At 35.9% G+C, this 14,329-nt stretch carries 12 protein-coding genes; all 12 read left to right on the top strand.

From position 1 onward, the window contains the following. Window positions 1-37: 37 nt before the first annotated feature. Window positions 38-976, top strand: coding sequence for a hypothetical protein (locus DUT70_RS09735; RefSeq protein WP_113647123.1), 939 nt, complete (start codon window positions 38-40; stop codon window positions 974-976). 47 nt (window positions 977-1,023) lie between these two features. Further along, on the top strand, window positions 1,024-2,163 hold the full coding sequence (locus tag DUT70_RS09740) for a glycosyltransferase family protein (RefSeq protein WP_205529772.1): 1,140 nt from the start codon (window positions 1,024-1,026) through the stop codon (window positions 2,161-2,163). Further along, window positions 2,160-3,446, top strand: coding sequence for a glycosyltransferase (locus DUT70_RS09745; protein ID WP_240432065.1), 1,287 nt, complete (start codon window positions 2,160-2,162; stop codon window positions 3,444-3,446). The genes DUT70_RS09740 and DUT70_RS09745 overlap by 4 nt, the downstream gene beginning before the upstream one ends. A 119-nt stretch (window positions 3,447-3,565) precedes the next feature. Further along, complete coding sequence (locus DUT70_RS09750) at window positions 3,566-4,327, top strand: FkbM family methyltransferase (RefSeq protein ID WP_205529773.1); 762 nt, start codon at window positions 3,566-3,568, stop codon at window positions 4,325-4,327. 7 nt (window positions 4,328-4,334) lie between these two features. Next, entirely contained in the window at window positions 4,335-5,582 is a 1,248-nt protein-coding gene (locus tag DUT70_RS09755; RefSeq protein ID WP_113647127.1) for a glycosyltransferase family 4 protein, read from the top strand. Continuing rightward, window positions 5,569-6,984 carry an exosortase Y-associated Wzy-like protein gene (locus DUT70_RS09760; protein WP_113647128.1) on the top strand — a complete coding sequence of 472 codons (1,416 nt, stop codon included), beginning with the start codon at window positions 5,569-5,571 and terminating at the stop codon, window positions 6,982-6,984. Before DUT70_RS09755 ends, DUT70_RS09760 begins: the two co-directional genes overlap by 14 nt. 69 nt (window positions 6,985-7,053) lie before the next feature. Further along, a complete protein-coding gene (locus tag DUT70_RS09765) occupies window positions 7,054-8,763 on the top strand; it encodes a M3 family oligoendopeptidase (RefSeq protein ID WP_113647129.1) in 1,710 nt (569 codons plus the stop codon). Window positions 8,764-9,027: 264 nt separating this feature from the next. Beyond that, window positions 9,028-10,986, top strand: a complete 1,959-nt coding sequence (locus tag DUT70_RS09770; RefSeq protein WP_113647130.1) for an amino acid permease — start codon at window positions 9,028-9,030, stop codon at window positions 10,984-10,986. Between the two features lie 54 nt (window positions 10,987-11,040). Then, window positions 11,041-12,225 carry an XrtY-associated glycosyltransferase XYAG1 gene (locus tag DUT70_RS09775; protein ID WP_128353343.1) on the top strand — a complete coding sequence of 395 codons (1,185 nt, stop codon included), beginning with the start codon at window positions 11,041-11,043 and terminating at the stop codon, window positions 12,223-12,225. After that, the gene (locus DUT70_RS09780) at window positions 12,222-12,842 is read left to right on the top strand and encodes a class I SAM-dependent methyltransferase (RefSeq protein ID WP_113647132.1); all 621 of its coding nucleotides are present in this window, start codon (window positions 12,222-12,224) and stop codon (window positions 12,840-12,842) included. The genes DUT70_RS09775 and DUT70_RS09780 overlap by 4 nt, the downstream gene beginning before the upstream one ends. Next, the gene (locus DUT70_RS09785; RefSeq protein WP_113647133.1) at window positions 12,839-13,699 is read left to right on the top strand and encodes a glycosyltransferase family 2 protein; all 861 of its coding nucleotides are present in this window, start codon (window positions 12,839-12,841) and stop codon (window positions 13,697-13,699) included. The genes DUT70_RS09780 and DUT70_RS09785 overlap by 4 nt, the downstream gene beginning before the upstream one ends. Continuing rightward, window positions 13,696-14,268 carry an exosortase Y gene (xrtY, locus tag DUT70_RS09790; protein WP_113647134.1) on the top strand — a complete coding sequence of 191 codons (573 nt, stop codon included), beginning with the start codon at window positions 13,696-13,698 and terminating at the stop codon, window positions 14,266-14,268. Before DUT70_RS09785 ends, xrtY begins: the two co-directional genes overlap by 4 nt. Window positions 14,269-14,329 lie beyond the last annotated feature (61 nt).

Genomic DNA, 14,329 nt, shown 5'->3' on the forward strand with positions numbered 1-14,329 from the left:
AATCATTCATTTTAAATTTAGAGTGATAAAATATGATATGAATAAAGTTTCTCTTCAAATTTCTTTAGCTCCTTCAGACTATAGACACTCACTTTACTTATTAGAACATCAAATTAACGTTTTTAAAGATCAAGTTGATGAGATTTTATTAACGTATGATACACACAAAAGTAAGGGGCACTTCTCTTCAAATTGGGAGCTATACAATGAGAAGATGTGGCATTTTCTTTATAACGTAGAAAAAAGTTCTTCTAAAATAAGATTGGTGAAAATTGATTATAGCAGAGAAGTAAATTTTATAATAGCCAATACTTTCTTCAAAAAAAATAGAATCCCTGCAAAAGATTGGCGAGGAGGTCCATTCTACACTTACTTTTTTGGAATTTACGCTTCGTCGAATCCATTTGTGTTGCATATAGACTCAGACTTATTTTTTGGTGGATTAAGTAATACCTGGATTTCCGAGGCTATTGAGTTGTATAACAATGACAAAACTATTCTATTTATTAACCCTTTAGCAGGGCCTCCCAAACCAGATGGCCAACTTATCGGACAAGACTATAGGCAATATCAAAACTTGAGCTATCATTTTGCTTTTAAAGGTATGAGCACTAGAATTTTTTTCGTTAATAAAAATAGATTATCCGAACACACTTTTTCTAACATAAGAACGAAGAAAATCGAAGAATTAATAAGAGCCCTTTACCGAGGTAACCCACCTTTTATTTTGCCTGAACAATTTATTAGTGCTAATATGGCAGAACAGAAAAGAATTCGCGTAGATTTCAAAGGCAAAGCACCTGGTCTTTGGAGCTTACATCCTCCTTATCGCACAAACTGGTTTTATGAAAACTTACCAACTATCATCAGGAAAATTGAACAAAATGAAGTCCCAGAAAGTCAAAATGGCTTTTATGACATTGTAGATGAACTAGTTGACTGGTCAGAAGCGAAAGCTAAATTCAGAAAAATTTGAAAAAAATTGTCTTAGTGTCCCCGTTCCCTCCTGTACAAAACCCTCGTTTGTACAAAGAATATCTTCTTTTAAAAAACCAAGGATATGATGTGAATGTAATTTATGCTGTTAGGGATAAATGGGCTAATATTACACCACTAAATAAAGATTTCATTTTGGTTGCCGGCAAACATGGATCCCTTACACATTTGTTTTCCAGAGTATTTCACAAATTTATAAGACATTTTTTGGCCTACGAGTTTAGCTATCATAGATCGTCGTGGCTGATGCTTTTGAAAGCTTCTAGGATTAAGGCTGATCTCTATATAGGTCACGACTTAACCTCCTTGCCTATCGTTGTAAGAGCAGCAAAAAGACATAAAGCTAAATGTGGTTTTGATGCTGAAGATTTTCATAGAAATGAAGTGTCTGACGATATAAATTCTTCTTTTTACAAGGCCTCTAAAACTATAGAAAATAAATATCTACCCCAAATTGATTATCTCACCTGTGCCAGTCCTTTAATTGCAGATGCCTATCAGAAATTATATCCCCAATTGAGGGCACAAACTATTAACAATGTATTCTCTAAATCATATATCATTGAAAATGAATCGCTAAGATTACCAAACGAAAAATTAAAGCTTTTCTGGTTTTCGCAAACTGTAGGCGAAGGACGCGGGCTGGAAACCGTTATCGAAGCAATGGGTCTCTTACAGCCGTTAAATATAGAATTAACTATCCTAGGGGCAGCGAATAAAGAGATTCAAAAAATATTCAACACACTTGCCTGTACAAATAATTTGTCACTTAGTCAGATTATTTATCTAGATACTGTATCGCCTAATCAAATATTTGAGATAGCCGCATTACATCATATTGGCCTTGCGCTAGAAATTAGTAAACCTTATAATAGAGATATCTGTCTTACCAATAAAATATTTACTTACATTAATGCTGGCCTAGCAATTATCGCTTCTGAAACTAAAGCACAAAAAAAATTATTGCAAGAAAATAAGAATATCGGATTGCTTTTTCAAATAGGAAATGTTGTTGAATTAGCAAATCAGCTAAAAATCTATTATGAACATCCCTATTTACTGGATCAACATCGTAGAGCAGCGAAAAAACTAGCTAAGGATAAATTTAATTGGGAAAAAGAAAGTCAAACGCTTTTGAGTTTGATTAAAACAACTATGGAAAATTGAAAAAGTTACTAATTATTTCTCCATATTTTCCACCCTGCAATGCTGCCGATATGCAGCGTATACGAATGAGTCTTCCTTATTTTGAAAAATTTGGCTGGGAAGCTGAAGTTGTCACCTGCGAAACAAAACCACATGACATTGATACAGATGAACTTCTTTTAGAAAGTGTTCCACCAAGCACAAAATTACATTACGTTAAAGCATTTAACAAAAAAATAACCAGCAAGCTAGGTTTAGGTAGTATAGCTTTACGCAGTTTATGGTTCTATAAAAAAAAAGTGAATCAGTTATTAAAGGAAAAACAATTCGACTTAATTTATTTTTCTACCACCCAATTTCCCGTTTGTATCTTAGGAGCCTATTGGAAAAGAAAATTTGGCACCCCCTATGTCATTGATATACAAGACCCTTGGCATTCCGAGTACTATCGAGATAAACCCAAATACCAACGTCCAAAAAAATACTGGTTTTCCTATCATTTAAATAAATACTTGGAACCAATCGCCATGAAATCTGTTGATGGTTTAATTGCTGTTTCGGAACAATACATCATCGATTTGAAAAACAGATATCAACTCAGTATCCCAAGTGCCACAATTACTTTTGGGGCCTTTGAAAAGGACATGGAAATTGCGAAAAAAAACCAGTTAAAGTATCCATCAGTAGTTCAAAAAAATAATGAAATACAAGTAGGTTATATAGGCAGAGGTGGGTATGATATGCAAGAAGCTATTAACATCTTATTTAAAGCATTTAAGTTTGGTCAACAAAGCCAAGCTAGTTATTTTGAAAATTTCCACTTTAATTTTCTAGGAACAAGCTACGCTCCTAAAGGGGAAGGTGAAAAAACCATTGCCCCGTTGGCTGAGAGCGTAGGCTTAGAAGCTTTTGTGACAGAGCAAACTGATCGGATACCTTTTTATCAAACTATAAATACATTAGCCGCCATGGATATGCTGTTCATCTGTGGTTCTAACGATAATAAATACACCGCCTCTAAAATTTATCCATATTTACTTCTAGAAAAACCATTATTGGCTATTTTTCATGAAAAAAGCTCTGTTGTAGATATTCTAAGTAAATGTAGCAATGCAACAGTAATAACATTCCAAGAACATACCAGCATACAAATAGAAAAAATTATTTCGTTTTTTTACCTCTATAATAAGACGTCTTATAAGCTCAACAAAGAGACCTTCTTTTACTATACTGCAGAAGAAATGACCAGAAGACAGACTGATTTATTTCAAAATATAGCACCAACTCATAAAAACCCATGCTAAGTAATATTAAACGAACATTTTCATTTATTAAATCTCATCCAATTGGACGTCGAAAACCTTTAGTAGCATTTGTCAGACTTATAAAATGGCAGCTCCAATCTTCAATAAATAAAGATTTAATGATTAAACCATTCATAGGAAATGTTAATTTTTATGCTAAAAAAAGATTAACAGGAATAACAGGAAACATTTATGTGGGCTTACATGAGTTTAACGACATGGGTTTCCTATTACATTTTCTAAGAGAAGAAGACCTATTTTTTGATATTGGAGCTAATGTGGGCTCCTATACATTATTGGCAAGTGGGCATGTCGGTGCTAAAACAATAGCTTTTGAACCAATACCACATACATTTGAAATACTCTCCAAAAATGTATCTTTAAATAGATTAGAATCTAAAGTTACGCTTTGTAATAAAGCTCTGGGAAGCAAAATAGGAATTATAGAATTCACTTCTAACTTAGATACTGTCAACCACGTAATTTCAAATGATGAAGATAAAAATGATGTAATTAATGTAGAAGTATCTATTTTGGATGAATTTATAGAATCAGACCCTATTCTATTAAAAATTGATGTAGAGGGTTTTGAAACAGAAGTCATTAAGGGGGGTAAAAAAGTTTTAGAGAACAAAAGGTTAAAAGCAATCATTATTGAACTAAATGGAAGTGGCAACAGATATAACTATAAAGAAGAAGATATACATAATTACTTTATTTCAATGGGTTTCACTCCTTATTTATACGATCCTTTAAAAAGAGAATTTAAACAGGCTTCAGCATTTGGGGCGTTCAACACTATATACATCAGAGATATCGACTTTGTGAAAAACAGGTGTAATAGTGCTAAAATAGTAACAATACTTGGTATTAGTTTTTAAATTCAAAATGAAAAAACTCGTAATCATTGTTACTCATCCAATTCAGTACTATGTACCTATATTTAGGTTATTAGCAAAGCAATGTAAATTAAAGGTATTATATACTTGGGGAGAAGATGGTATACGACCTAAATATGACCCAGACTTTGGAAAAACCATCTCTTGGGATCTACCTTTATTAGAGGGCTATCAATATGAGGTATTAGAGAATATTGCTAAGCAGCCTGGCTCTCATCACAACAAGGGCATTATCAATCCAAACATAATTAAGAAAATAACTTCTTTCGCACCAGATGTAATTTTGATATATGGGTATAATTATCATAGCCATTTTAAAGTAATGCGTCATTTCAAAGGTAAGATACCTATTTGGTTCAGAGGAGACTCTACCTTGTTAAACGAACAGATTGGATTTAAAGCTATCATAAAAAAAATCTACTTACGATTAATTTATGGGTTTGTAGATAAAGCCTTTTACGTAGGTACAAATAACAAAATCTATTTCAAAAATTATGGTTTAAAAGAAAGCCAGCTCTTTTCTGCACCACATGCAGTAGATATTGAACACTTTGCTGAAAACAGAGCTGCAGAAGCGAGAGATTTAAGAAAAAAAATAGGGATAAAGCAAGATGATATTTTAATTTTATTTGCAGGAAAATTTGAGCCAAAGAAAAACCCAGAATTACTCATGACCGCATTCCTTGAGTTAACTCTTGGAAAATCAACAAATCTTGGCTCATTAAAAAATTCGCAATCTTTATTTGAAGTAACGAAAAAAGAAAATATTCATTTGTTATTTGTTGGAAACGGAATATTAGAAGAAAATCTAAAATCTATGCACACCAAAAACAGTACGTCGAAAATTACTGAACAAATTGTAAAGCAAATTCATTTTATGGATTTCCAAAATCAAAAGCAAATGCCGATAGTTTATCAAGCTTGCGATATTTTTTGTCTACCTAGTCAGGGGCCTGGAGAGACCTGGGGATTAGCAGTAAATGAAGCAATGGCTGCTGGAAAGGCAATTATAGTATCAAATAAAGTAGGTTGTGCAGTAGATTTAGTGAAAAATGGATCAAATGGCTACATCTTTAAGTCAAACAATATAAATGACTTAAAAGAAAAACTTTCCCTTATAATCAACCAAACGGATCTTATTAATAGTTTTGGCAAACAATCTCGAGAAATTATTGAAAATTGGAGATTCGAACATCAAGTGGAGCAATTCATTACAAATCTAAATGCAACAAACTAAAGGATTTTTCATTCCTGCATTTCTAGTTTTCTTTTTGTCACTAAGCTTATATGATTTACCTGCACTGAGTTATTTAGTGGCCTGGCTTGGTTCGTTTTATATTTTTTATCTTACTTGGCTTTCTCCTTTTAAAATCATTAAAAAAGACCTACCTCTAATACAGCAAATTATGCGGCCTATTTTCTTATTGCAATTGATTTTTGCAGGCTTCATGTGCTGTACCTCCATTTTCTATTTTCTAGATCACTTAGGTTACGAGTACTTCGAAAAAGTTAGTTCAACTAATTTTGTTACCAGTGAACAAACTTACCTAATAGCGAAGTGTCAAAGATTAAGTTTCCTTGGACATATAGCAATAGTTTGGGGAATTTTAATTGTCCAGCAACGAAAACAAAATAGACAATATTATTCCTTTGCCGCGAAAAAAAAAACAGATACAATTTGGTTAAAAATAGGCTTTATAAGCTATATCTCAGCTATTATGTTTCAGTCCTTTTCTGGTATGTTTCAATTTTCAATCTATTTAAATAATATTGCCATTTTTTGTGCGTCACTAACTCTTCTGAAGGGCTTAAGAAATAAAAATGGTTTATTGATTACATACGGAGCTATAATGTTTGGTTTCAATTTCGTCAATGCAACTCTAACTGGTTATAAAGAACATATTTTAGTAAATGTAATTATATTATTCGCATTACTATTTCCATACTACAAACGCACAATTGCCTTTTTTACACTACCAACAGTTTATATTCTACTATATATCTTACCTACTTATGCCTCGGTAATCAGATTACAATCATGGAGTGGAGAAAAATCTGCTCAAGAAGCAAGAAGCGAAGCGTTTGAAACCATCTTGCAAGATGAGAATGAGGAAGAAATCGTAGAAACAAATTGGGGTTTTTTAACTACTCGATTTTCTGAAATTAGTATGTTTACTGGATTTGCTTCGCATGTCCCAGAAAGAAAGGATTATTATGGTTTTCAAATTCTAGAAGATTCTTTCATAGCATTGTTGCCAAGGATATTTTATCCCAACAAGCCGATAACAGAAGTAGTGGCTATGGAGCGAGTTTATGAAGCTGGTCTCATAAACCGAGAAGCGAAAGTTTCTGCAAAAACACGTCCCATTGTGGATGGCTATTTATCCTTTGGCTATGTAGGTGCATTCTTTTTTCTATTTATTTTAGGTGTCCTTGCACAACTTTTAAACGATACCGCAGAACGCTGGTTTGGTGGTTACGAATTCGGTTGTATAGTAATGTTTAATGGCTGTTTCCAAGCACTATGGAGAGGTAATAATTTCGAATTCATGCTTAATAATATAGTCTACGGTTTCATTACGATGTGGATAGTATTTCTCGTACTACGCAAGATGAACATTTTAGTGCCAAAAAGGTAACTTTATCAAACAAATCCAAATAAAACATTTACCACCTATTTACGTTCAAAACATACAACATTTGATACCATGAACACCATTATTAAAAAACAAAGAACATATATCCCACAAGACCTCGAAATCAAATGGGAAAACCTATCTCCTATTTTTGAGGAACTACAAAATCGAAACATCGATAGCAAAACAGATCTGGAACATTGGCTTCGCGACAAAAGTGAGCTTGAAGCAGCATTAGAAGAAGATTTTGCCTGGCGTTACATCAAAATGAGTTGCGATACCGCTAACGAACAACTAGTAAAAGACTTCCAATATTTCGCAACCGAAATTGAACCACAAATAGCACCAATTGCTAACGAACTAAACAAAAAATTAGTAGAAAGTCCTTTTATTGAAGAGCTAGATCAACAGAAATACTTTGTTTACTTACGTGGTGTACGAAAAGCTTTAGAATTATTCCGAGAAGAGAACATTCCGCTATTTACCGAATTACAGGTAAAACAACAACAATACCAAGGCATTACTGGAGCAATGAGCGTTACAATTAACGACCAGGAATACACCTTGGAACAAGCTGGTAATTTCCTAAAAGATACCGATAGGAACGTTCGTCAAAACGCTTGGGAAACCATTCAGCAAAGAAGACTGGTGGATAAAGACCAATTGAACATCCTTTTTGACGAGTTGGTGAAGCTACGTCATCAAGTAGCCTTAAATGCTGGCTTCGAGAACTATCGCGACTACATGTTCCAAGCACTAGGCCGTTTTGATTATACACCGAAAGACTGTTACGATTTTGCCGAAGCCATCGAAAAGGAAATTGTTCCAATCTTAAAAGAACAGGCCGAAAAACGTGAAGAGGCATTAGCTCTGGAAGATTTACGTCCTTGGGATTTAGACGTGAGCACTACTGGGAAACCAGCACTGAAGCCATTTCAAAATGGCAATGAACTCATCGATAAATCCATTGCTTGTTTTAATAAAATAGACGCCTCGTTGGGCGAAAAACTTTCCATCATGAAAGCAAACCAGCTTTTTGATGTAGAAAGCAGAATGGGTAAAGCACCTGGAGGTTACAATTATCCATTGGCAGAAACTGGTGCACCTTTCATTTTCATGAATTCGGCCAACTCCTTCCGTGATTTAACCACCATGGTACATGAGGGAGGTCATGCCATCCATACATTTTTAACAGCCAATTTAGAGTTGAACGACTTTAAACACTGTCCTTCGGAAGTGGCCGAATTAGCTTCAATGAGCATGGAATTAATTTCTATGGATCAGTGGTCGGTATATTTTGACAAAGAGGAAGATTTAATAAGGGCAAAAAAAGAACAACTGATTGACGTGCTGAAAACTTTACCATGGGTCGCAGTGATTGATCAATTCCAACATTGGATTTACACCAATCCAGACCATAATGCCGCCGATCGTGAAGAAGCCTTTAAACAAATATACCAAAGATTTGGTGCTGGCTTTGCCAATTGGGAAGGTTACGAAAAGCAATTTGGCAATGTATGGCAAAAACAATTGCACCTGTTCGAAGTGCCTTTTTACTACATCGAATACGCCATTGCGCAATTGGGTGCAATAGCCGTTTGGAAAAACTACAAAGAAAATCCGCAAAAAGGCTTACAACAATACTTGGATGCCCTAGCACTAGGCTACACCAAGCCCATGAACGAGATTTATGAAACCGCTGGAATAAAGTTTGATTTTAGTGCCGCCTATATCAATGAGTTAGCTGGCTTTGTAAAAGAAGAATTGGAGAAGTTAGGTTAGCAGTTTAGCATAAGACAATCTCTTCTATAGCAACTAAAAATTAATAAACGATGTAACCAATGAACCAGTATACCAAAGCTAGGTTTCAAGTAGGGCTTAAGTAGGGTTTAAGTAGGGATAGTGTACCATGAGTGTACTATATTATGCATGCATAACAAAAACATTAATCTTAAAATAGGATATTCAATTCTTCGTTACATTCAGAATGATAAGAAGTCTATTTATTTTTTTAAGTTTGAAACATCACCAACCAAACAATAGCGCATGCTAAAAAACCTGTTCAGAAAAAAATCAGTTAATAAAATATTAGCCGATGCCGCAAAAGGCTATGGCGACCACGAGGCATCTTTACACAAAACTCTAGGCGTGAGAGACCTTACCGCTTTTGGAATTGCCGCCATTATAGGGGCTGGTATTTTCAGCACCATTGGTAAAGCAAGTGCCGACGGTGGACCTGCGGTAATCTTTTTATTCATATTTACTGCCGTTGCCTGTAGTTTTGCAGCTTTTGCCTATGCCGAATTTGCTTCAATGGTACCTGTTTCTGGTAGTGCGTATACCTATTCCTACGTTGCCTTTGGCGAATTGGTCGCCTGGGTAATTGGTTGGTCGCTCATTATGGAGTATGCCATTGGTAATATTACGGTAGCCATTTCCTGGTCCGATTATTTTACGGGACTGCTGTCCTCCATTAAAATACCCGCATTAGGCATCAATGGAATTCATGTACCTGATTGGGCGAGTATGGATTACCTGAGCGCCTACAATGGGCATAAACACGCCGAAGCTTTATTAAACGCTGGCAAAAGCATGGCCAACATTGATGAAGCGACTCGAGTCGCGGCCAACGCATGGAACACCGCCCCTCAAATCGGTGGTTTTCACCTTGTGGCCGATATTCCTGCACTAGGCATCATTATTTTCATCACTTGGTTGGTATACAGAGGAATGAAGGAATCTCGAAACGCCAGCAATGCCATGGTAATTGTTAAGCTAGCCGTAATTTTATTGGTGCTGGCGGTTGGTGTTTTCTATGTAGATACAGAAAACTGGAATCCTTTCGCCCCTAATGGTATTTCGGGCGTACTCAAAGGAGTATCGGCAGTATTTTTTGCCTATATAGGATTTGATGCCATTTCAACTACTGCCGAAGAATGTAAAAACCCACAACGTGATTTGCCTAAAGGCATGATGTGGGCCATCGTAATTTGTACGGTATTGTATATTGCCATTGCATTGGTACTTACTGGAATTGTAAAATACAATACTTTGGCCGTTGGCGACCCTTTAGCTTACGTTTTCGACCAAATAGATTTAAAACTCATGAGTGGCATCATTGCCGTAAGTGCGGTATTTGCTATGGCATCCGTATTATTAGTTTTTCAAATGGGACAGCCGCGTATTTGGATGAGCATGAGCCGCGATGGATTATTGCCAAAATCATTTTCTAAAATTCATCCTAAGTATAAAACACCTTCTTTCTCTACCATCGTAGTTGGTTTTGTAGTGGCCATTCCTTCATTATTCATGAACCTTACTACCGTAACCGATTTATGTTCAATTGGTACCTTGTTTGCATTTGTGTTAGTATGTGCAGGGGTATTGGTACTTCAAAACAGGCCCGATGTACAACGTGGTAAATTCAAAATCCCTTATGTAAATGCAAAGTTTGTAATTCCTGTACTTTTTGCAGGAGCAATTATTTTAGCCTTTACAAAATTTAACAAGGAAGCCATAGGTTTTATTTCAAACACGCCTAAAGTAATAAACCCCGTTAGTTTTGTTACTTCGTTAAATAATGAAGAACTAACCACCATCAAACAAGAAATCACTGCAAGTCCTGTAGTATTACAAGGCAAACAAATTGATGCGGAAGCTTATTTGAGTAACCTTAATTCAGATCAATACGAAAGCTTCTTGAGCAAATCATCAATAGATTATCATAAGAAATATGAAAGTGGTTGGCATTTGTTCAAACACAAAATCCCAATGTGGATTTTCTTGATCATTTGCTTAGTCATTACCTATTTATCCATCACCAAAAACTTGTCCTTAATCCCTGTATTAGGCTTAATTTCATGTTTATACATGATGTGCGAATTAGAACTCAGCAACTGGGTTGGTTTTGGAATATGGTTAGTAGTAGGTTTGGTGATTTATTTCCTATATGGTTATAGGAACAGTAAATTGGGGCAAGAAGAAAACAGTTCTTTAGTCCAGTAGGTGATTGGGTATTTACTCATTCAAAACCTTAATCATTAAATCATTGATCTTCCAGTGAAAATCATACAGATATGTGCGGCTTATAAACCTGCATACATTTATGGTGGGCCAACCATGTCGGTATCCAAACTGTCGGAAGAGTTGGTAAAAGCAGGTCAAGACGTAGTGGTGCTAGCTACTACTGCGAATGGAAAAACAGAATTAAATGTTCCTTCAGGTCTAGAGCAAATCGTTGATGGCGTAAAAGTCTTTTATTTCAAAAGACTAACTAAAGATCATACGCACTTTTCTCCTGCCCTATTTAGTTTTCTACGAAAACTGATTGTAGAAGAGAAAAAAGCGGGTCGTAAAAACGAGCTGATTATACACATCCATGCCTGGTGGAATTTAGTCTCTATTTTTTCGTGTTTAGTTGCTAAAATACATGGTGTAAAGGTTGTCTTATCACCTAGGGGGATGCTAACCAATTATAGTCTTAACAACAGAAATTCAAAGCTTAAAGATGCCATCCACTTCTTTCTCGGCAAAAACCTTTTAAAATATTGCCATATCCATGCCACTAGTGAAAAAGAGCAGGAAGACATTTTGGAAACTTGCATACCAAACAATACTAACATTATCGCAAATTTCGTTGAGTTAGGTGACGCAACACCAACAAGTGGCTCCCTAACCGCAGCTATACCAACTGAATCATCCACCTATCAGCTACTTTTTCTTTCTCGTATAGAAGAAAAAAAAGGACTTGAACTACTATTCAATGCCCTAGCAAAAGTGAATATCTCGTGGAACCTTTCCATAGCAGGTAGCGGTGAAATAAGTTATTTGCAACACCTCTATCAACTTGCGGATCAACTTAATATCAGTTCTAAAATCAAATGGCTAGGGCAAGCAGATAAGAATCAAAAATTTGAGCTTTTAGCAGAGCACGATTTATTAGTACTTAGCTCCCATAATGAGAATTTTGCAAATGTCGTCATCGAAAGTTTGTCTGTAGGTACGCCCGTATTAGTGAGTACCGAAGTTGGACTGGCAGATTATGTGACTAAAAATAATTTAGGTTGGGTGGTGCCAAATGATCCAGACCAACTAATGGTGGCCATTATAAAATCCTTTGAGGACACACAAAAACGTGCTCAAATTAGGGCCAGCGCTCCATCAAAAATTAAGCAAGATTTTGATGAAACTACGCTAGCAAACAAATACATCAGCATGTACAAGCATTTATTAGGGAAATCATGAGCGCTTATAAAGAATACGGCTATACCCATACACAGGCAGACCATACACAACATTATATCTGGCAACCTATTGTATCATTGTTAAATAACAACTCCACAATTCTAGATTTAGGTTGTGGAAATGGTGCTTTCGCTAATGAATTAATAGTGAAAGGTTTTGATGTTTATGGTACCGATGCTTCCAGTAATGGTATTGAACAGGCCAACAGTATAAACCCTAATCACTTTTTTGTACAGGACCTATCTTCTGATGATCTACCTATCGACCTAAAAGACAAAGAATTCAAAACCATAATTTCCACCGAAGTAATTGAACATTTATATGATCCACGCGCTTTTATTGCCTTTGCAAAAAGAGTACTCCTCAAAAATGGCGGTGGAGAGTTCATCCTTTCAACTCCCTATCACGGCTATCTCAAAAATCTAGTTATTGCCATCACAGGAAAATGGGATCAGCATGCCAACCCACTTTGGGATGGTGGACATATTAAATTATGGTCAAAAAAGACACTAAGCAAACTCTTAGAAGAGCAAGGCTTTAAGATAACCCACTTCATAGGTTGCGGAAGATTACCCTATCTTTGGAAATCAATGGTGATTAGAGCCACAATTCAATGAAGCCAGCATTTAGTTTCATCATCTTAACTTTCAACGAAGAACAACACCTTCCTCGTTTGCTCAATTCTATTGCAAGATTAAATGCACCAATCTTCATATTAGATTCGGGAAGTACTGATGACACGCTAAAAATTGCAGAAAGTTTCGGAGCCATGGTAAAGTTTCATCCTTTTGAAAATCACCCAAAACAATGGGATTATGCCCTTAAAAATTTTGAGGTTCAAACCCCTTGGGTAATCGGATTAGATGCCGATCAGATCGTGACGCCTGAACTGCTTGAATTACTGATCAACTTTAATGACGAAACCTATGGGAATGTAGAGGGTATCTATTTTAACCGCAAAAACATCTTCAAAGGAAAATGGATTAAACATGGCGGCTATTACCCTAAATACCAATTAAAAATGTTTCGCTATGGCATGGGATACTCCGACCTTAACGAAAATATGGATCACCGGTTTATCGTCACAGGAAATACCACCATTTGGAAGAAAGGGCATCTTCTTGAAGAAAACCTCAAGGAAAATGAAATTCGTTTTTGGATCGACAAGCACAACCGCTACAGTGATTTGGTAGCCAACGAAGAAATAGAGCGGATGGAAAACCTCCGAAAGCAAACCATCAAACCAAAATTGTTTGGCGACCCCTACCAACGCACAGCTTATATAAAAAGCATATGGTGGAAACTACCTCGTTTCCTTAGACCTTTCATCTATTTCACTTACCGAATGACTTTCCAATTAGGTTTTTTAGATGGACGAACAGGTATCCTATTTCATTTCCTGCAAGGGTTCTGGTTCAGATTAATTGTCGACGTAAAAATTGCTGAGAAGTTAAACCAAAGCAAGCAAAAATGAGTAAGCTCAGTCAAACCATTAAAAGCTTTTGGGACGAGCCCTATTTTAGGTTCATCTGCTACTTCCTCTTGCTATCCTTATTCCTATATGAATTTAACACTGCTTACATTGGCATTACTGCCAAAGGCGGAATTTATGTGCCATTTTTAGACCAGCATCTCAACTACATCAATTGGTGGCGTAATTTCACCATAGATAGTGCGGCTACGGTTTTACGTTGGATGGATTACATCGTTTATACTAACGACTACCAACTAAAAGTAATTGGCAGACATGGCTTCACAATGGTGTATACCTGTTTGGGCTATGGGATCATGAGCGTTTTCAGTGCCTTTGTCATTACGTTTCCTGGTTATATTAAAGCTAGATATGGCTTTTTACTATTTGGACTAGTACTCATTCAACTACTAAATACCTTAAGACTCATCGTATTGTCTTTGTATTGGGACAAGAGAAAACCACTACTCACCATTGACCACCATGATCTATTTAACATCATAGTTTATGTCGTTTTAATCCTACTGGTTTACGGATGGCTCAAATGTGCGAGCAAACGTGGCAAAGTGTAGTGTGTTTTACTCCCTTTTGCTATAAACATATTCGTTTTAGTTATATCTTCGCAATCAATTA

Source organism: Pedobacter chitinilyticus (assembly GCF_003313385.1).
Classification (GTDB): domain Bacteria; phylum Bacteroidota; class Bacteroidia; order Sphingobacteriales; family Sphingobacteriaceae; genus Pedobacter; species Pedobacter chitinilyticus.

Coding starts and splice junctions, on each gene's coding strand:
- xrtY (WP_113647134.1), top strand. CDS start 13,696: ATGAGTAAGCTCAGTCAAACCATTAAAAGCTTTTGGGACGAGCCCTAT.
- DUT70_RS09755 (WP_113647127.1), top strand. CDS start 4,335: ATGAAAAAACTCGTAATCATTGTTACTCATCCAATTCAGTACTATGTA.
- DUT70_RS09735 (WP_113647123.1), top strand. CDS start 38: ATGAATAAAGTTTCTCTTCAAATTTCTTTAGCTCCTTCAGACTATAGA.
- DUT70_RS09780 (WP_113647132.1), top strand. CDS start 12,222: ATGAGCGCTTATAAAGAATACGGCTATACCCATACACAGGCAGACCAT.
- DUT70_RS09760 (WP_113647128.1), top strand. CDS start 5,569: ATGCAACAAACTAAAGGATTTTTCATTCCTGCATTTCTAGTTTTCTTT.
- DUT70_RS09785 (WP_113647133.1), top strand. CDS start 12,839: ATGAAGCCAGCATTTAGTTTCATCATCTTAACTTTCAACGAAGAACAA.
- DUT70_RS09750 (WP_205529773.1), top strand. CDS start 3,566: ATGATTAAACCATTCATAGGAAATGTTAATTTTTATGCTAAAAAAAGA.
- DUT70_RS09765 (WP_113647129.1), top strand. CDS start 7,054: ATGAACACCATTATTAAAAAACAAAGAACATATATCCCACAAGACCTC.
- DUT70_RS09770 (WP_113647130.1), top strand. CDS start 9,028: ATGCTAAAAAACCTGTTCAGAAAAAAATCAGTTAATAAAATATTAGCC.